A 17,277-nucleotide genomic window follows, 5' to 3' on the forward strand; every position below is an offset into this window, starting at 1 on the left:
ATGCGCCATTCACTCTGCGCTCGCTGCTGCTGTTATTGCTGCAACGACCTGCACGCCCCTCACATAGATCAGTTTCTTATGCAAAATACCCTGCTGTTAGTCGACGGTTCCAGTTACCTTTATCGCGCGTTCCACGCGCTGCCCGACCTGCGCAGCCCGGACGGCTATCCCACCGGCGCCATGCACGGCATGGTCAATATGTTGCGCCGCCTGCGCGCCGACTACCCGGCAGCCTATATCGCCTGCGTGTTCGATGCCAAAGGTAAAACCTTCCGCGACGACATGTATCCCGAATACAAGGCCACCCGTGCGCCGATGCCGGACGACCTGCGCCTGCAGATCGAACCGATCCACGAGGCGGTCAAGGCCATGGGCTGGCCGATCCTGATGGTCGATGGCGTGGAAGCGGACGACGTGATCGGCACGCTGTGCGTGGACGCGGTCAAGGCCGGCATGAAAGTGGTGGTGTCCACCGGCGACAAGGACCTGGCGCAACTGGTCAACCCGAACGTCATGCTGATCAACACCATGAACAACGAGAAGATGGACGAGGCCGGCGTGCTGGCCAAGTTCGGCGTGCCGCCGGACCGCATCATCGACTACCTGACCCTGATTGGCGACACGGTTGACAACGTGCCGGGCGTGTCCAAGTGCGGCCCGAAGACCGCGCTGAAATGGCTTACCGCCTACGACACGCTCGACGGCGTGATGAGCAATGCCGACAAGATCGGCGGCGCGGTTGGCGAAAACCTGCGCACTGCGCTGGCCTGGCTGCCGCGCAGCCGCGAGCTGATCACGGTGAAAACCGACTGCGACCTGGCCGAACACATGATGTCGATCACCGAATCGCTGGTGGCGCGCCCGGAAGAGGGCGCCACGCTGGTGACGTTCTTCACCAAGTACGGCTTCAAGACCCTGCTGCGCGACCTCAGCGCGGTCACCCCGGCTGCATCGGTCACTGCGGCCAAGTCGGTGCCGGCCGGCGGCGCGGTCTCGGCCACGCAGGACATGTTCGGCGAAGCGCCCAAGGTCAACGTCAACTACGAGATGGTGCTGACCGACGCCCAGCTCGACAAGTGGATTGCGCTGATTGACGCGGCGCCATTGACGGCGGTCGATACCGAAACCACGTCGCTCGAACCGATGACCGCGCAACTGGTGGGCATTTCACTGTCCACCGAGCCGGGCGTGGCCTGCTACATCCCGGTCGCGCACGCTTATGCCGGCGTGCCCGAGCAACTGTCGCGCGAGCACGTGCTGGAGAAACTGAAACCCTGGCTGGAAGACGACAGCAAGCTCAAGGTGGGCCAGAATCTCAAGTACGACAGCCACATCTTCGCCAACCACGGCGTAACGCTGCGCGGCATACACCACGACACCCTGCTGCAATCGTACGTATTCGAATCGCACCGCACCCACGGCATGGACGACCTGGCGCTGCGCCACCTGAACCACACCACGATTCCGTTCGTTGACGTGTGCGGCAAGGGCGTCAACATGATCACCTTCGACAAGGTGGAACTGCAACGCGCCACCGACTACGCGGCCGAAGACGCCGACATCACGCTGCGCCTGCACGGCGTGATGCAGGCTGAAGTGGAAGGCGACGAGAAGCTCAACTACATCTACCGCCAGATCGAACTGCCGACCGCCGTGGTGCTGCAAAAGATCGAGCGCAACGGCGTGCATATCGACGCCGCGCTGCTCGACATCCAGTCGGCCGAACTCGGCGCGCGCATCGTCGAACTCGAAGCGCAGGCGCACGAGCTGGCCGGCCAGCCATTCAACCTCGGTTCGCCCAAGCAGATCGGCGAAATCTTCTTCCAGAAGCTGCAATTGCCGGTGGTGAAAAAGACCCCGAGCGGTGCGCCATCGACCGACGAGGAAGTGCTGCAAAAGCTGGCCGAGGACTACCCGCTGCCGAAAGTGCTGCTCGAGTACCGCAGCCTGTCCAAGCTCAAGTCCACGTACACCGACAAGCTGCCCAAGATGATCAACCAGGACACTGGCCGCGTGCACACCAACTACGCGCAGGCGGTGGCGGTGACGGGCCGGCTGGCCTCGAACGACCCGAACCTGCAAAACATCCCGGTGCGTACCAAGGAAGGGCGCCGCATCCGCGAAGCGTTCATCGCGCCGCCGGGCAGCCAGCTGGTGTCGGCCGACTATTCGCAGATCGAGCTGCGCATCATGGCCCATATCTCGGGTGACGAAGCGATGCTGCGTGCCTTTGCCGAAGGCGAAGACATCCACCGCGCCACCGCTGCCGAAATCTTCGGCGTGCCGCCGGCAGAAGTGACCAGCGAGCAGCGCCGCTATGCCAAGGTGATCAACTTTGGCCTGATCTACGGCATGAGCGCGTTCGGCCTGGCCGCCAACCTCAACATCGAGCGCGCCGCCGCACAAAACTATATCGACCGCTACTTCGCGCGCTTCTCGGGCGTCAAGCAGTACATGGACGACACCCGCCTGCAGGCCAAAGCGCGCGGCTACGTGGAAACCGTGTTCGGCCGCCGCCTGTGGCTGCCCGAAATCAACTCCCCGAACGGCCCGCGCCGCCAGGGCGCCGAACGCGCCGCGATCAACGCGCCGATGCAGGGCACGGCTGCCGACCTGATCAAACTGGCGATGGTGGCGGTGCAGAACTGGCTCGAGGCAGACAAGCTGCAAACCCGCATGATCATGCAGGTGCACGACGAACTGGTGCTGGAAGTGCCGGATGCCGAACTGGACCTGGTCAAGCGCAAGCTGCCGGAACTGATGGCCGGCGTGGCGCAACTGAAGGTGCCGCTGCTGGCGGAAGTTGGCGTAGGCAAGAACTGGGAAGAGGCGCACTAAACAGCATCGCCGGCGCCCGCTCCGTCATCCTCGCGTACGCGGGGATGACGACTCTACAGATAGCGCATTTTTAAATGATTTTCAGGTGTTTCACTAATGGAGAAAACGCATGGATGACTTGCAACGCGACGCAGAGAGTTTGTTGACCAAAACCCCGTTATCCGACGGCCTCGACCGGCGTGACTTCATCAAGGTTGCGCTCGGTACCGGCTTTGCCGTGGCCGCCATGCCGGTGGTCGCGCAAAACGTCATCAAGACCGATACCGCCGGACTCACCGCCGGCACCATCATGCTCGACGTGGCCGGCCAGGCGGTGCCGGTCTATCGTGCGCAGCCGGAAGGCAAGACCAACCTGCCGGTAGTGCTGGTGATTTCCGAAATCTTTGGCGTGCACGAACACATTGCCGACGTGGCGCGCCGTTTTGCCAAGCTCGGCTACCTGGCGCTGGCGCCCGACCTGTTCGTGCGCCAGGGCGACCCGCAAAAAGCCGCCTCGATTGCCGACTTGCAGCGCGACATCATCTCCAGAACCCCGGACGCGCAGGTAATGACCGACCTCGACGCGCTGGTGGCCTGGGCCAAGGCCAATAACGGCAACCCCGACAAGATCGCCATCACCGGTTTTTGCTGGGGTGGCCGCGTGACCTGGCTGTACGCTGCCCACAATCCGGCCATCAAGGCGGGCGTGGCGTGGTACGGCCGCCTGGTGGGCACCACCAGCGCCAACACGCCCAGGCATCCGGTCGATATCGCGCCATCTCTGACCGTGCCGGTGCTGGGCCTGTACGGCCTGAAGGATACCGGCATCCCGCAGGAATCGATCGAAGCGATGAAGGCTGCGCTGGCCAAGGGACCGAACAAGTCCACCTTCGTGGTCTATCCGAATTCAGGCCACGCGTTTAACGCCGACTACCGTCCGAGTTACGTGGAAGCGGATGCCAAGGACGGCTGGGGCCGCACGCTGGCGTGGTTCAAGCAGAATGGCGTCGCGTAAAGCCTGACTAAAGAGGGACCGATGGGCCATGAAGGCTGTTTTTAGCCAAAAATGAGCAGAAATGCGTGCCGGGCGGTAAAATAACGCCCCGGCCCCCTCTGTGGATGGGCCAGGCACAAGAGGCTATACCATCGATCCCGTTCTCATTTCCATCATCCTGGCGACCACGCTCGCCGGCGTCGTCAGCATATCGGCCGCTGCCGTGTTCTCGTTTACGCTGCTGTCGAAGGTGGTCGAGCGCATGGTCAGCCTGTCGGTCGGCCTGATGCTGGCCACCTCGCTGTTGCACGCCTTGCCGGAAGCGTTCGATTCCACCGCCAGTCCACGCAGCCTGTTCGCGACCCTGCTGGGCGGTCTGCTGGCATTCTTCGTGCTGGAAAAACTGGCCATCATGCGCCATTCACACCACCACGAGCACGACGGTCACCACCACCACCACGGCCATGACAAGTCCGAAGCAGGCAAGGCCGGCTGGATGATCCTGGTCGGCGACGGCATGCACAATTTTACCGACGGCATCCTGATTGCTGCGGCCTTCCTGGCCGACCCGCAACTGGGCCTGGTGACGGGCCTGGCCATCATCGCCCACGAAATCCCGCAGGAAATCGGCGACTTCATCGTGCTGCTCAACGCCGGCTTTTCACGCACCCGCGCCTACGTGTACAACCTGCTGTGCAGCCTGCTGTCGATCGCCGGCGGCCTGCTCGGCTACTACTTCCTCGACCGCGCCAGCAGCCTGATCCCGTATGTGCTGGTGTTTGCCTCATCCGGCTTCATCTACATCGCGGTGAGCGACCTGATGCCCCAGATGCAACGCCGCGCCACGCTGCGCGAATCGGTGCCGCAAGTGCTGTTGATCGCCACCGGCGTGGCGATCGTGGTGTTCTTCACCGGCCACCGCTAGCCATAAAGCCCAGCTTGCTTGCAGTCTGGGGCGGGAAGGGTAAGATGGCGGAATGGACTTCCCCTCTCTACAACAGGCAGCGGCGCTGGCAATGATGAACATCCAACAGAGAAAGCAGGCAGATGCACTGGCAGCCCTAACGGCTGCGGATCGCGAACGACTTCTACGTCTGGCCCAATTGGAGAACACAACGCCCGAGCAGCTCTGGCCGGACGTTTGGTTATACGGGTTCGATGATGTAGAAGAAGGAATTCGTGCCGATCTCCAGGCGGACAAGGAAATCGCTGAAGGAAAAACAATTCCCAATGAAGATGTGATGGCGGGTCTGCAGCGGATGTTTGATCATGTCGAACCCAAGCGGTACGTCGGCTAAATGCACGATCCGTTGGTCTTCGCCGGCAGAGGCTGCGATGAGAAAAACACTCGATCACATTTTTCTGCAAGACCCATTCGCTGCTGCAATGGTGAAAAAGCGGCTAACGGCGGCCTTGGATGTCATATCTCTGCAGCCAAACATTGGAACGCCTGCCCGAACTAAATCCCCCCGCCGCTTCCCGATCCCCAAGACGGGGCATGTCATCGAATATCGGTTCGCAGGGAACCAAGTTGTCATTACCCGGTGGGCAAGGCACGCGCAAGTTCGCAAGCTTTAACCAGCCCCGGTCGCCACTGGCCGCGCCGCATCGGCACACCACTCGCTCCAAGAGCCCGGATACAGCGCCGCACCGGGCAAGCCCGCCACTTCCAGCGCCAGCAGGTTATGGCAGGCGGTCACCCCGGAGCCACATTGCATGATGGCCTGCGGCGCGCTGGCAAACAGCGGCGTCCATTCTGCTTTCAATTGCGTTGCATCCTTGAAGCGGCCGTCCGCCGCCAGGTTATCCTTGAAGAAGCGGTTGCGCGCGCCGGGAATGTGGCCGCCTACCGGGTCGACGATTTCGTTCTCGCCGCGATAGCGGTCGGCCGCGCGGGCATCGACCACGGTCCTGGCCTGGATCGCCAGGTTGGCCACCACCTCGTTCACCGACACCGCCTGGGTCAGGCTTGGCCGTTCCGTGATCGTACCGCGCGCGCTTGGCGCCACCGGCAACACCAGGGGTTCGCCAACTGCCTGCCAGGCCGCCAGGCCGCCATCGAGCACGGCCACGGCCGGGTGGCCGATCCAGCGCAGCAGCCACCACAGGCGCGCGGCGTACATGCCGCCGTGGGCGTCGTAGCCGACCACTTGCGTGTCGTCGCTGACGCCCCAGCTGCGCAGCGTTTCGATCAGGGCGGCGCGCTCGGGCAGCGGGTGGCGGCCACGGAAAATACCGTCCGGGCCGGTCTTGGCGCCCGAGAGGTCGTTATCGATACTGGCAAACCGGGCGTTCTGGATGTGGCCGGCGGCGAAGGCTTTGCTGCCGGCGTCCGGGTTCAGCAGGTCGTGGCGGCAGTCGAGGATGACCCACTGGCTGTCGGTGACATGGGCGGCCAGGTCGGTGGCGCTGATCAAGGTGGTGTACATGGGAAAACTCCGTTTACTACACTTCGCTGGAAATCGGGTCGGCCTTGTCGATGGCCTTGCCGCGCTCTGTATTGCGGGTATTGTAGAACGTTGCGGCCACGCCGGAGGCCAGAATGATGATGATGCCGGTCCAGCTCATCCAGCTGAATACGTCGCCGAAGACCAGCACGCCCCAGATACTGGAAAACACGATGCCCGTGTATTGCAGGTTGGCCACCACCAGCGTTTGGCCCAGGCGGTAGGCGCGGGTCATGGCCACTTGCGCGCTGGTGGCGCAGATGCCGATCCCGAGCAGCAGCAAGCCGCCGTGCCAGCTGTTGATCGGGTGCCAGGTGACCGGCTGGTCGCCGCTGAGCAGGATATTGCCGAGCAGGCCGGCGACGATATTGGTGACGGCAAAATAGAACACCACGCGGCTTTCCGGCTCGCCGGCCAGGCCCAGTTTGCGCACCTGCATATAGGCCATGGCCGTGAGCAGGCTGGAGAACAGGGCCACCAGGGCAGGGGTGAGCTGGTTGGCGTGGAAGGCCGGCTGCAGCAACAGGATCACGCCCACAAAGCTCATCATCACGGCCAGCATCAAAGGCCACTTGATGTCGCCCTTGGCGTGCCACCAGCCGAGCGCGAACAGCCACACGGCAATCCAGATCGGCGACAGGTAATTGAGGGTCATGGCCGTGGCCAGCGGCAGTTCGCCGATCGAGTAGTACCACAGCCACAAGGACACCACGCCGATGATGCAACGCCACAGGTGGGCCAGCGGCATGGTGGTGCGGAAACTGCCGCCCTGCGACTTGATGATGATGGCCAGCACGATCACGCCGACCACCCCGCGGTACATGACGATCTCGGAGGTGGAGAATTCTTCGGAAGCCAGCTTGACGCACACCCCCATGACGGCGAACATAAAGCTAGCGAACAACATCCAAAGCGATTGCATCCAGTTTCCTTATCGTTTAAATATCTATTTTAGATCGGTACCATTCGTGGAAGTGCTGCATGCCATCTTCCATCGGCGACTGATAGGGGCCGGCGTCGGTCTCGCCACGGTCGCGCAGGACCTTGCGGCCGGCGTCCATGCGCAGGGCGATCTCGTCGTCTTCCGACACGGTTTCCATGTACGCGGCGTGTTCGGCCTCGATGAACTCGCGCTCGAACAGCACGATTTCTTCTGGATAATAGAACTCGACCACGTTGCGGGTACGCTGCGGGCCATCGGGCCACAAGGTGGACACCACCAGCACGTGCGGGTACCACTCGACCATGATGTTCGGATACAGCGTGAGCCAGATCGCGCCATATGGCGGCGCTTCGCCGCCGCGGAACCTGAGCACCTGCTCCTGCCAGCGCTTGTACACTTCCGAGCCTGACTTGAGCAGGCCCTTGTTCACGCCCACCGTCTGCACGCTGTAGTCCTGGCCGAATTCCCAGCGCAGGTCGTCACAGCTGACAAAGCCGCCCAAGCCCGGGTGGAATGGCTCGACGTGGTAATCCTCCAGGTAGACTTCGATAAAAGTCTTCCAGTTGTAGTCGCACGTCTGCACTTCCACGCGGTCGAACATATAGCCGGAAAAATCGAGATCCCTGGTCACCGACAGGTTCTTGAGTTTTTCCATGACGTTGTAGCCGTTCTGCTCGAACTGCAGGCCGTTCCAGCTTTGCAGCGTCGTCTTGGGCAGGTTCAGGCATGGCGTTTCGGCGAAATGCGGCGCGCCGATCAGCTCACCCTTGAGGTCGTACGTCCAGCGGTGCAGCGGGCAGACGATGTTGTTGGCGTTGCCGCGGCCATTGAACATCAGCGCCTGCCGATGGCGGCAGACGTTGGACAGCAATTCGAGCCCATTGGCGTTGCGCACCAGCATGCGGCCTTCGTTTTCGGCAGCAAGCGTGGCAAAGTCGCCGACCTCGGGCACCATCAGTTCGTGGCCGACGTAACGCGGGCCACCCTGGAATAATTGCTGCTTTTCGCGCTGCAACAGCGCTTCGTCAAAATAGACGTCAACCGGAAGTTGCGCGTTAGAACGCGCCAGCTTGGCGTGGGTACCCAGATCGGACATCCAAACCCCCCTTAATTAAAATACATCAAACCAAGAAGAGACAGAATCCGCAAATTCCTGAATTCAAGTAAGTTGAAAATAGTATTTCGGACAGAACCGGCAATTATACCGTCTTTCGGCGCGCAAGGGCAGGGTGCGTACCGTTCCGAAATGTAAGGAATTGCAAGAAATGCATGGTCTTATCGTATTCGCCGGCGATTGCGATAAAATCCTTTCTCCGCCCCGGTGCGGTCCGTATTGTTGCACCGGAGTGGGTGGTTTGTTCTAAAATAACGGGCTACACTGCCTGGCAAGCTTTTTTGCCATGAAAACCGAGTGACCATGCTGAACAATAATGTCTAAGAAACTATCTGCCGAAGCTGCAACGACCGCCGCCGCCGCCAACGTCTCGTTTGAAGAAGCGATGGCAGAGCTGGCACAACTGGTTGCGCAAATGGAAGCCGGCCAGCTGCCGCTCGAAGCGTCGGTGGCCGCCTACGCGCGCGGCTCCGAGCTGGTCAAGCTGTGCGCGGCCCAGCTCGAAAAAGTGGAGTCGCAGGTCAAGGTGCTCGAGGGCGACATGCTCAAGCCATTCGAACAAACCGCCGAGGCCGAACAATGACCGCCGCTTTTGACGACTGGATGAAAACCGTGCAGGCCGGTTCGGAAAACGATTTATCGGGTTTCCTGCCGGCTGCCACCGCCACGCCCACCAAGCTGCACGAAGCCATGCGCTACGCGTTGCTCGGCGGCGGCAAGCGCGTGCGCCCGTTGCTGGCCTACGCTGCTGGCGCGCTGTTCGACGCCGACGCCGCCATCGTGGCGCGCGCGGCAGCAGCAGTGGAAATGATCCACGCCTATTCGCTGGTGCACGACGACATGCCCTGCATGGACGACGACGCCCTGCGCCGTGGCAAGCCCACCGTGCACATCGCCTACGACGAAGCGACCGCGCTCTTGGTCGGCGACGCATTGCAATCGCAGGCCTTCGTGGTGCTGGCCGAGGCCGACATCAACATTATTCCGCCGGCACGGCTGGCGGCCATGTTCAAGGTGCTGGCGCACGCATCCGGTTCGGCCGGCATGTGCGGCGGCCAGGCCATTGACCTGGACAGCGTGGGCCTGAGCCTGAGCCTGGCGCAGCTGGAGCAGATGCACCAGCTCAAAACCGGCGCGTTGCTGCGCGCGGCCGTGGTGCTCGGTGCGCTGGCCGGCAAGGACTTGAATGCGGCCGAGATGGCCGCGCTCGATAAATATTCGCGCGCCATCGGTTTGGCGTTCCAGGTGGTCGATGATGTGCTCGACGCCACTGCCGATTCGGCCACGCTGGGCAAGACCGCCGGCAAGGACGCGGCCGACAACAAGCCGACCTATGTGTCGATTTTGGGGCTGGAGCCATCGCGCGCGCTGGCAGAAACATTGCGGCTCGAAGCGCACGCAGCGCTCGCGCCGTTCGGAGACAAGGCTCTGCGGTTACGCGAACTCGCGGATTTGATCGTGCAGCGGAAGGCATAAATGAACTTGCTAGAAAAAATAGATTCACCGGCCGACGTACGCGCACTGCCGTACCACCAACTGACGCCGCTGGCGCACGAACTGCGTGCCTACCTGCTCGACTCGGTTTCCAAGACGGGCGGCCATCTGTCGTCCAACCTGGGCACGGTCGAACTGACGGTGGCGCTGCATTACGTGTTCAACACGCCGGAAGACCGCATCGTGTGGGACGTGGGGCACCAGACTTATTCGCACAAGATCCTCACCGGTCGCCGCAACCGCATGCACACGCTGCGCCAGCTCGATGGCATCTCCGGCTTCCCCAAGCGCGACGAGAGCGAGTACGACACCTTCGGCACCGCTCACTCGTCGACGTCGATCTCGGCGGCGCTGGGCATGGCGCAGGCGGCCAAGATCAAGGGCGAGAGCCGCCACGCCATCGCCGTGATCGGCGACGGTTCGATGACCGCCGGCATGGCCTTCGAAGCGCTCAACAACGCCGGTGTGCAGGACGATATCAACCTGCTGGTGATCCTCAACGATAACGACATGTCGATTTCGCCGCCGGTGGGCGCGCTCAATCGCTACCTGGCGCGCCTGATGTCGGGGCAGTTCTACGCGGCCGCCAAGAATGTCGGCAAGTCGGTGCTGCCGGGCCCGGTGCTGGAACTGGCCAAGCGCCTGGAAGAACACGCCAAGGGCATGGTGGTGCCTGCCACCATGTTCGAGGAATTCGGTTTCAACTACATCGGCCCGATCGACGGCCACGATCTCGATTCGCTGATTCCCACGCTGCAAAACATCAAGCAGCTCAAGGGTCCGCAATTCCTGCACGTGGTGACCAAGAAGGGCCAGGGCTACAAGCTGGCCGAGGCCGAGCCGGTCCTGTACCACGGCACCGGCAAGTTCAACCCGGCCGAGGGCATCAAGCCGGCCACTGCGCCGGCCAAGATGACGTACACCGAAGTGTTCGGCAACTGGCTGTGCGACATGGCCGCGTTCGACAACAAGCTGGTCGGCATCACGCCCGCCATGCGTGAAGGTTCGGGCATGGTGCGTTTTGAGCAGGAATACCCGGACCGTTACTTCGACGTAGGCATCGCCGAGCAGCACGCGGTGACCTTCGGCGCCGGCCTGGCCTGCGAAGGCATGAAGCCGGTCGTGGCGATCTACTCGACCTTCCTGCAGCGCGGCTACGACCAGCTGGTGCACGACGTGGCGCTGCAAAACCTCGACGTCACCTTCGCGCTCGACCGCGCCGGCCTGGTCGGCGCCGACGGCGCCACCCACGCCGGCAACTACGACCTGGCCTATTTGCGCTGCATCCCGAACATGGTGATCATGGCCGCATCGGACGAAAACGAATGCCGGCAAATGCTCACCACCGGCTACCGCTATCCGGGCCCGGCAGCCATCCGCTACCCGCGCGGCGCCGGCATCGGCGCGGCGATGCAGCAGGAGCTGACCACCATCCCGATGGGCAAGGGCGAGATCAAGCGCCAGGGCGCCAGCATCGCGATCCTGGCTTTCGGTTCGATGGTGGCGCCGTCGGTCACTGCCGGCGCGTCGCTGGGCGCCACGGTCGCCAACATGCGCTTCGTCAAACCGCTGGACGTGGAACTGGTGAAACAACTGGCCGCCAGCCACGACTACCTGGTGACGGTGGAAGAGGGCGCCATCATGGGCGGCGCCGGCGCTGCGGTGGCCGAAGCGCTGGCTGCCGAGGGCATCGTCAAACCGCTGTTGATGATCGGCCTGCCCGACAAGTTCATCGACCATGGCGATCCGGTCAAGCTGCTCTCGAGCGTAGGCCTGGATGCCGCCGGCATCACCGCGTCGATCAAGCAGCGGTTCGGCAATGCGGGCAACGCCGGTGGCGACGAGCCACGGCTGGTGGTCAACAACGGCTGAGTTACCTGGCAATCAGTACACAGTGGGGTCTGATCCGAACCGGGTCAGGCCCCTTTGTTTTTGGTATGCGGGTTCAGGTTCCAGCCCTCAACGGCCATCGGTCTTGCCGAGCGTTGCCGCCACCGTCGCCGCAATCGCCTCGTAACCGGCATCGCCCGGGTGCAGGTGGTCGCCGCTGTCATAGCGCGCCAGCAGGCGCGTGCGGTGTTGCGGATCGCGCAGCGCTGCATCGATGTCGGCCACGGCGTCGAATGCTCCGCTTTCACTGATCCAGCGATTGACTGCGCGCCGCACGCCGTCCTTGGCCGGCGTGTAGTAGCCGGCGAACGGCGTACCCTGCAGCGCGCCTTCGAATGGTGGCAGCGTGGCGCCGACGATGCGCACCTTGTGCAAGCGCGCTTGCGCGATCAGCTGGCGGTAGGCGGCAATCATGCGCGGCGCCGTCATCGGCGGTTCTTGCGGCGCAAAGGCGCTGCCGGGCCAGCCAATATCGTTGATCCCCAGCAGCACTACCACGGTCGTCACGCCCGGCTGGTCGAGCACGTCGGGTCCGAAGCGGGCGGCGGCGTTGACGCCCATCCTGTCACCCAGCAGCCGCGCGCCGGAGATGCCGGCATTGACCACCGCGATGCCCTGTTGCGCCATGGTGGCCGCCAGCACGTCAGGCCAGCGCCGGTCCTGGTCGGGAGTGGAGCCATTGCCGTCGGTGATGGAGTCGCCCAGGGCGACGATGACGTCACGCCTGGTGTCCGACTCCACCAGGATGCCGGCTAGCAGTGCACGGCCATGCAGCGCCTGCGGCTGGCGCGGCCTTGCTGCGGTCGTATCGCCGGCTTCGATCGAGCCGGTCTGCTGCGCGCCCCAGTGGAAGGTGGTGAGCGGCGTGGCTTGCGGCAGGTAGACGCTCACCTCGAGTTTGTCGAGCGGCGCCACCGGCAGTTCCACCGGGTCGCTGACCAGTGGTGCGCCCGGTGCGATGAATGCTGCCGTCTGGCCGCCGAAGGTGAGCGCGATGGCGGCAGCAGGAGCAGCGCGCGTTACCCGAGCCAACCGCGCCGCACCAATGGGCACCGGCTGCGTGCCGTAGCGGTTCGACAGCACGATCCTGACCCGTTTGCCGCCTATGCTCAGGCGCGCGGTTTCGCGCACGGTTTGCTGCGCCAGCACCGCCGGCACGCCGGTAGGTAGCGGGAAGTCCGCGTCCCAGGTCGCGTGGGGGCTGGCGTACCAGCTCGCGGTCCAGGTGCTGGTGGAAGGTGGCGGGGCAGCCAGTGCTGCAAGAGGGGGGGCCAATGCGCCGGCCAGGGTAGCCAGCAATGCGATCGTGCGTCTTGTCATGATGTGCTCCATAGATCGTGAAGCCACAACGGTAGGTTATTCACATATCGATGTGAAGGCGGCGAAGTCGACTATACTTCATTCAAAAATGGAATGAGGGCATTGCATGGACACCATCCGCTCGCTGCGCTGCTTCGTGCGCGCCGTGGAACTGGGCAGCCTGTCGGCCGTGGCGCGCGAGGAGGGCACCACGCAGCCCACCGTGAGCAAGCTGATGGCGGCGCTCGAGCGCGAACTGGGCGTACGCCTGCTCGAGCGCAGCACCACCAGCCTGCGCCCCACGCCGCAAGGCAGCCAGTTTTACCAGCGCGCGCTGGGCATGCTGGCGCAGTACCACGAAGCGGTGGCCGAGGCGCGCGGCCAGACCGAAACCCCGAGAGGCCTCGTTCGCATCAACGCGCCGGCCGCGTTCGGCCAATTTCGGCTGAACGCCCTGCTGGCGGACTTCATGGCCGTGCATCCGCAGGTGGAGATCGAACTGATACTGGACGACCGCCTGGTGGACCTGGTGCGCGACGGCGTGGACATCGCCGTGCGCCAGGGGACCGGCCTGCCGCCCGATGCAGTGGCGCGCGCGGCGGGCGTTTCGCCGCGCCACCTGGTGGCCGCGCCGTCATACCTGGAGCGGCGCGGCAGGCCGCAGCAGCAGCAGGACCTGGCCACGCACGACTACATCCGCTTCGCCTGGCTGGCCGATGGCGACGCGCTCACGTTGTATCGGGAACAGCAGGCGGTGTCGGTGGTCACGCACGGCCGGTTCCGCGTCAATCACGCACTGGCGATCCGCGACAGCCTGGTCGCCGGTGGCGGCATCGGCATGTGCCCCCTGTGGCTGGTGCAGGACCTGCTCGACACCGGCGCGCTGGTGCGGGTGCTGGCGCCCTGGGAAGGCGCCCCGCAACCGCTGCACCTGCTGTCGCCCACGCGCCGGTATCAGCCGGTGCGGGCGCGGTTGCTGCTGGATTTCCTGGTAGCGCGGATTGCAGCGTTGCCTGGTTTCGGATTGAAGGGCGAGGCTTAGCCGCGCTTGCGCTCATGTTGCCACAGCACGTCGCTGCCGCCCGCGTAGCGGTTGAGCACGCGCGACAGCACGAACAGCAGGTCCGACAGCCGGTTGACGTACTGGCGCGGATGCTCGTGGATGGTTTCGGTTTTGCCCAGGGTGACGATGGCGCGTTCGGCGCGGCGGCAGACGGTGCGGCAGACGTGGGCTTGCGACGCGCCGCGCGAGCCGGCCGGCAGGATGAATTCGGTGAGCGCGGGCAGGGTGGCGTTGTACTTGGCCAGCAGCGTGTCGAGCCGCTCCACGTGCGCTTCGGTGATCATCTGGTAGCCGGGGATGCACAACTCGCCGCCCAGGTCGAACAGGTCGTGCTGGATCGTGACCAATTCATCGCGCAGGTCGGCGGGCATGTCTTCGCACAGCAGCAGGCCGAGATGCGAATTGAGTTCGTCGACTTCGCCGATGCTGTGGATGCGCACGCTGTCCTTGTCGGTGCGGCTGCCGTCGCCGAGGCCGGTGGTGCCGCCGTCGCCGGTGCGGGTAGCGATTTTCGAGAGTCGGTTGCCCATGGTTGTTCCGGTTGATGGTAAGAGTCACGGAAGAATACAACAGTTCCGCTTTTATGCTTACAATCGAGGCCTGTAGTGCTACCAGGGCCCGTCCATGACTGTTGCGGTTTCTACCCGGCTTGACGATGTTACAGCCCACGACCAACTGCGTGCGCAAGTGGCCGAGGCCCTGCTGCGGGTGCTGCCCGCGCGCGCCATACTGTCCGCGCCCGAAGACACCCGCCCCTACGAATGCGACGGCCTGGCCGCCTACCGCCAGCTGCCGATGATCGTCACGCTGCCCGACAGCGAGGCGCAGGTGCTGGCCGTGCTGCGCGTGTGCCGCGAGCTCGGGGTGCCGATCGTGCCGCGCGGCGCCGGTACCGGCCTGTCTGGCGGCGCCATGCCGATTGCCGACGGCGTGGTGCTGTCCACCGCGCGCCTCAACCGCATCGTGCACCTCGACGCCTACTCGCGCACGGCGGTCGTGCAGCCCGGCGTGCGCAATGCCGCCATTTCGGAGGCGGCTGCGCGCCATGGCCTGTACTACGCGCCTGATCCGTCGTCGCAAATCGCCTGCACCATCGGCGGCAACGTGGCGGAAAACTCGGGCGGCGTGCACTGCCTCAAATACGGCCTCACCATCCACAACGTGCTGCGCGTGCGCATGGCCACCATCACCGGCGAGATCGTCGAACTCGGTGGCGCGGCGCTCGATGCGCCCGGCCTCGATCTGCTGTCCGTGTTCATCGGCTCCGAGGGTATGCTGGGCATCGTCACCGAGGTCACCGTCAAACTGATCCCCAAGCCGGCCGTGGCGCGCGTGATCATGGCCTCGTTCGCGCAAGTGTCCGACGGCTGCCACGCGGTGGCCGCGCTGATTGCCGCTGGCATCATTCCCGCCGGCCTCGAGATGATGGACCAGACCTCGTCGCGCATGGTCGAACCGTTCGTCCACGCCGGCTACGACACCGACGCCGCCGCCATCCTGCTGTGCGAAGCCGATGGCACCGCCGAGGAAGTGGAAGAGGACATCGCCCGCATGTCGGCGGTGCTGGGCGCGGCCGGCGCGGTGGCGATTGCTGTCTCGCAGTCGGAGGCCGAGCGCTTGCGCTTCTGGTCGGGCCGCAAGAACGCGTTTCCGGCGGCCGGCCGCATCTCGCCCGACTACTACTGCATGGACGGCACCATTCCGCGCAAACGGCTGGGCGAGGTGCTGGCCGGGATCGCCGAGATGGAAACCAAGTATGGCCTGCGCTGCGCCAACGTGTTTCACGCCGGCGACGGCAACCTGCATCCGCTGATCCTGTTCAACGCCAACATCGCCGACGAATTTGCGCGCGCGGAGGCCTTCGGCGCCGAGATCCTGGCGCTGTGCGTTGAAGTGGGCGGCACCATCACCGGTGAGCATGGCGTGGGCATCGAGAAGATCGATTCGATGTGCGCGCAGTTCGCGCCGGCCGAACTCGAGGCGTTTTTCGCGGTCAAGCGCGCCTTCGATCCGGCCGGGCTGCTTAACCCGGACAAGGCGATACCGACCCTGAACCGCTGCGCGGAATTCGGCAAGATGCGCGTGCGTGGCGGCCTGCTGCCGTTTGCCCATCTGCCGCGTTTTTGACATGACGACGATGCTACCGGCCGATATCGCCAGCGCGTTTTGCACCCGCATCCGGGAAGCTACCCAAACGGGCCAGCCGCTGCGCCTGCGCGGCGGCGGCACCAAGGACTGGTATGGCGGCGAACCTGCCGGCGAAGTGCTCGATACGCGCGCCCACACCGGCGTGGTGGCGTACGAGCCGACCGAACTGGTGATCACCGCGCGCTGCGGCACGCCGCTGGCCGAGATCGAAGCGCTGCTCGAGTCCCACAACCAGATGCTGGCGTTCGAGCCGCCGCGCTTCGGCGCCGGTTCCACCATCGGCGGCGTGGTGGCTGCCGCCTTGTCCGGCCCGCGCCGCGCCACCGCCGGCGCCGTGCGCGACTTCGTGCTGGGCGCGGTGCTCATCGATGGCAGCGGCGAGGCGCTGCGCTTCGGCGGCCAGGTGATGAAGAACGTCGCCGGCTACGACGTCTCGCGCCTGCTGGCTGGCTCGCTGGGCACCCTCGGCCTGATCCTGGAGGTGTCGCTCAAGGTGTTGCCCAAGCCCGTGTGCGAAGCGAGCCTGCGCTTCGGCATGACCGAGATCGAGGCGCTGGCAAAGCTCAATCAATGGGCCGGCCAGCCGCTGCCGCTGTCGGCCAGTTGCTGGCACGATGGCATGCTGACAGTGCGGCTGTCGGGCGCGCAGGCGGCGGTGGAAGCCGCCCGGCGCGCGCTCGGTGGGCAGCCGCTCGGCGATGTTGACGCCGCCGCCTTCTGGACCGCGCTGCGCGACCAGACCGACCCATTCTTCGAGGGCCAAAATACCTTGTGGCGCCTGTCCGTGCCCTCGGCCGCCAGCGCCATCATTGTCGGCGGCCGCCAGCTGATCGAGTGGTGCGGGGCGCAGCGCTGGCTCAGGCTCGATGCTGACGCTAATGCCGCCGATGCCGCTGCGATCCGTCGCACCGTGGCCGCAGCGGGCGGCCACGCCACCCTGTACCGCGCGCAGGACAAGGCGGCCGGCGCGTTCCACCCGCTGGCGCCGGCGGTGGCCGCCATCCACCAGCGTCTCAAGGCCTCGTTCGACCCGGCCGGCATCTTCAACCCTGGACGCCTGTACTGACC

At 64.4% G+C, this 17,277-nt stretch carries 16 protein-coding genes; 11 read left to right on the forward strand and 5 right to left on the reverse strand.

What is annotated here, in order from left to right:
- Positions 1 to 78: 78 nt before the first annotated feature.
- From polA to DUPY_RS29265, 5 genes are all read left to right on the forward strand, one after another.
- The gene (gene polA / locus DUPY_RS15685) at positions 79 to 2,838 is read left to right on the forward strand and encodes a DNA polymerase I (protein ID WP_070249331.1); all 2,760 of its coding nucleotides are present in this window, start codon (positions 79 to 81) and stop codon (positions 2,836 to 2,838) included.
- A gap of 109 nt (positions 2,839 to 2,947) precedes the next feature.
- On the forward strand, positions 2,948 to 3,832 hold the full coding sequence (locus DUPY_RS15690; protein ID WP_070249332.1) for a dienelactone hydrolase family protein: 885 nt from the start codon (positions 2,948 to 2,950) through the stop codon (positions 3,830 to 3,832).
- A gap of 202 nt (positions 3,833 to 4,034) precedes the next feature.
- The gene (locus tag DUPY_RS15695; RefSeq protein ID WP_371851796.1) at positions 4,035 to 4,736 is read left to right on the forward strand and encodes a ZIP family metal transporter; all 702 of its coding nucleotides are present in this window, start codon (positions 4,035 to 4,037) and stop codon (positions 4,734 to 4,736) included.
- Positions 4,737 to 4,788: 52 nt separating this feature from the next.
- On the forward strand, positions 4,789 to 5,109 hold the full coding sequence (locus DUPY_RS15700) for a hypothetical protein (protein ID WP_229255388.1): 321 nt from the start codon (positions 4,789 to 4,791) through the stop codon (positions 5,107 to 5,109).
- Entirely contained in the window at positions 5,081 to 5,389 is a 309-nt protein-coding gene (locus tag DUPY_RS29265; RefSeq protein ID WP_084640738.1) for a type II toxin-antitoxin system RelE/ParE family toxin, read from the forward strand. The genes DUPY_RS15700 and DUPY_RS29265 overlap by 29 nt, the downstream gene beginning before the upstream one ends.
- Here the strand turns inward: DUPY_RS29265 and DUPY_RS15705 are convergent.
- Genes DUPY_RS15705 through DUPY_RS15715 form a run of 3 tightly spaced genes read right to left on the reverse strand, consistent with a single transcriptional unit; the run spans position 5,386 to position 8,297 of the window.
- The gene (locus tag DUPY_RS15705; RefSeq protein WP_070249333.1) at positions 5,386 to 6,240 is read right to left on the reverse strand and encodes a sulfurtransferase; all 855 of its coding nucleotides are present in this window, start codon (positions 6,238 to 6,240) and stop codon (positions 5,386 to 5,388) included. The two genes, DUPY_RS29265 and DUPY_RS15705, sit on opposite strands and share 4 nt — an antisense overlap.
- A 16-nt stretch (positions 6,241 to 6,256) precedes the next feature.
- Entirely contained in the window at positions 6,257 to 7,180 is a 924-nt protein-coding gene (locus DUPY_RS15710; protein ID WP_070249334.1) for a DMT family transporter, read from the reverse strand.
- Between the two features lie 16 nt (positions 7,181 to 7,196).
- A complete protein-coding gene (locus DUPY_RS15715; protein ID WP_070249335.1) occupies positions 7,197 to 8,297 on the reverse strand; it encodes an aromatic ring-hydroxylating oxygenase subunit alpha in 1,101 nt (366 codons plus the stop codon).
- Between the two features lie 334 nt (positions 8,298 to 8,631).
- On the opposite strand from DUPY_RS15715, the gene DUPY_RS15720 reads away from it, so the two are divergent.
- From DUPY_RS15720 to dxs, 3 genes are read left to right on the forward strand one after another with little or no spacing between them, the layout of a single operon-like run.
- Positions 8,632 to 8,898 carry an exodeoxyribonuclease VII small subunit gene (locus DUPY_RS15720; protein WP_070249336.1) on the forward strand — a complete coding sequence of 89 codons (267 nt, stop codon included), beginning with the start codon at positions 8,632 to 8,634 and terminating at the stop codon, positions 8,896 to 8,898.
- Positions 8,895 to 9,791 (forward strand): polyprenyl synthetase family protein, encoded by an 897-nt coding sequence (locus DUPY_RS15725; protein WP_070249337.1) that lies wholly within the window; start codon positions 8,895 to 8,897, stop codon positions 9,789 to 9,791. The genes DUPY_RS15720 and DUPY_RS15725 overlap by 4 nt, the downstream gene beginning before the upstream one ends.
- Entirely contained in the window at positions 9,792 to 11,681 is a 1,890-nt protein-coding gene (dxs, locus tag DUPY_RS15730) for a 1-deoxy-D-xylulose-5-phosphate synthase (protein ID WP_070249338.1), read from the forward strand.
- Positions 11,682 to 11,768: 87 nt separating this feature from the next.
- Here dxs and DUPY_RS15735 read toward each other — a convergent pair whose 3' ends face one another.
- Positions 11,769 to 13,019: an SGNH/GDSL hydrolase family protein gene (locus DUPY_RS15735; RefSeq protein ID WP_070249339.1), complete on the reverse strand. Its 1,251-nt coding sequence runs from the start codon at positions 13,017 to 13,019 to the stop codon at positions 11,769 to 11,771.
- Between the two features lie 106 nt (positions 13,020 to 13,125).
- Between DUPY_RS15735 and DUPY_RS15740 the strand changes: the two genes are divergently transcribed.
- Complete coding sequence (locus DUPY_RS15740; protein ID WP_070249340.1) at positions 13,126 to 14,040, forward strand: LysR family transcriptional regulator; 915 nt, start codon at positions 13,126 to 13,128, stop codon at positions 14,038 to 14,040.
- On the opposite strand, the gene DUPY_RS15745 is transcribed toward DUPY_RS15740, so the two are convergent.
- Entirely contained in the window at positions 14,037 to 14,591 is a 555-nt protein-coding gene (locus tag DUPY_RS15745) for a cob(I)yrinic acid a,c-diamide adenosyltransferase (protein ID WP_070249341.1), read from the reverse strand. The two genes, DUPY_RS15740 and DUPY_RS15745, sit on opposite strands and share 4 nt — an antisense overlap.
- A 94-nt stretch (positions 14,592 to 14,685) precedes the next feature.
- On the opposite strand from DUPY_RS15745, the gene DUPY_RS15750 reads away from it, so the two are divergent.
- Together DUPY_RS15750 and glcE are read left to right on the forward strand one after the other, a co-directional pair.
- A complete protein-coding gene (locus DUPY_RS15750) occupies positions 14,686 to 16,188 on the forward strand; it encodes an FAD-linked oxidase C-terminal domain-containing protein (RefSeq protein ID WP_070249342.1) in 1,503 nt (500 codons plus the stop codon).
- 10 nt (positions 16,189 to 16,198) lie between these two features.
- Positions 16,199 to 17,275: a glycolate oxidase subunit GlcE gene (gene glcE, locus DUPY_RS15755; RefSeq protein WP_371851797.1), complete on the forward strand. Its 1,077-nt coding sequence runs from the start codon at positions 16,199 to 16,201 to the stop codon at positions 17,273 to 17,275.
- Positions 17,276 to 17,277: the final 2 nt, after the last annotated feature.

Origin of the sequence: Duganella phyllosphaerae (assembly GCF_001758785.1) — a bacterium.
Classification (GTDB): domain Bacteria; phylum Pseudomonadota; class Gammaproteobacteria; order Burkholderiales; family Burkholderiaceae_D; genus Rugamonas; species Rugamonas phyllosphaerae.

Bases quoted from the DNA above. Each gene is read 5' to 3' on its own strand.
- DUPY_RS29265 (WP_084640738.1), top strand. From the start codon at position 5,081: ATGTCGAACCCAAGCGGTACGTCGGCTAAATGCACGATCCGTTGGTCT.
- DUPY_RS15735 (WP_070249339.1), bottom strand. From the start codon at position 13,019: ATGACAAGACGCACGATCGCATTGCTGGCTACCCTGGCCGGCGCATTG.
- glcE (WP_371851797.1), top strand. From the start codon at position 16,199: ATGCTACCGGCCGATATCGCCAGCGCGTTTTGCACCCGCATCCGGGAA.
- DUPY_RS15750 (WP_070249342.1), top strand. From the start codon at position 14,686: ATGACTGTTGCGGTTTCTACCCGGCTTGACGATGTTACAGCCCACGAC.
- DUPY_RS15740 (WP_070249340.1), top strand. From the start codon at position 13,126: ATGGACACCATCCGCTCGCTGCGCTGCTTCGTGCGCGCCGTGGAACTG.
- DUPY_RS15715 (WP_070249335.1), bottom strand. From the start codon at position 8,297: ATGTCCGATCTGGGTACCCACGCCAAGCTGGCGCGTTCTAACGCGCAA.
- DUPY_RS15690 (WP_070249332.1), top strand. From the start codon at position 2,948: ATGGATGACTTGCAACGCGACGCAGAGAGTTTGTTGACCAAAACCCCG.
- DUPY_RS15745 (WP_070249341.1), bottom strand. From the start codon at position 14,591: ATGGGCAACCGACTCTCGAAAATCGCTACCCGCACCGGCGACGGCGGC.
- dxs (WP_070249338.1), top strand. From the start codon at position 9,792: ATGAACTTGCTAGAAAAAATAGATTCACCGGCCGACGTACGCGCACTG.
- DUPY_RS15705 (WP_070249333.1), bottom strand. From the start codon at position 6,240: ATGTACACCACCTTGATCAGCGCCACCGACCTGGCCGCCCATGTCACC.
- DUPY_RS15700 (WP_229255388.1), top strand. From the start codon at position 4,789: ATGGACTTCCCCTCTCTACAACAGGCAGCGGCGCTGGCAATGATGAAC.
- DUPY_RS15710 (WP_070249334.1), bottom strand. From the start codon at position 7,180: ATGCAATCGCTTTGGATGTTGTTCGCTAGCTTTATGTTCGCCGTCATG.
- DUPY_RS15725 (WP_070249337.1), top strand. From the start codon at position 8,895: ATGACCGCCGCTTTTGACGACTGGATGAAAACCGTGCAGGCCGGTTCG.
- polA (WP_070249331.1), top strand. From the start codon at position 79: ATGCAAAATACCCTGCTGTTAGTCGACGGTTCCAGTTACCTTTATCGC.
- DUPY_RS15720 (WP_070249336.1), top strand. From the start codon at position 8,632: ATGTCTAAGAAACTATCTGCCGAAGCTGCAACGACCGCCGCCGCCGCC.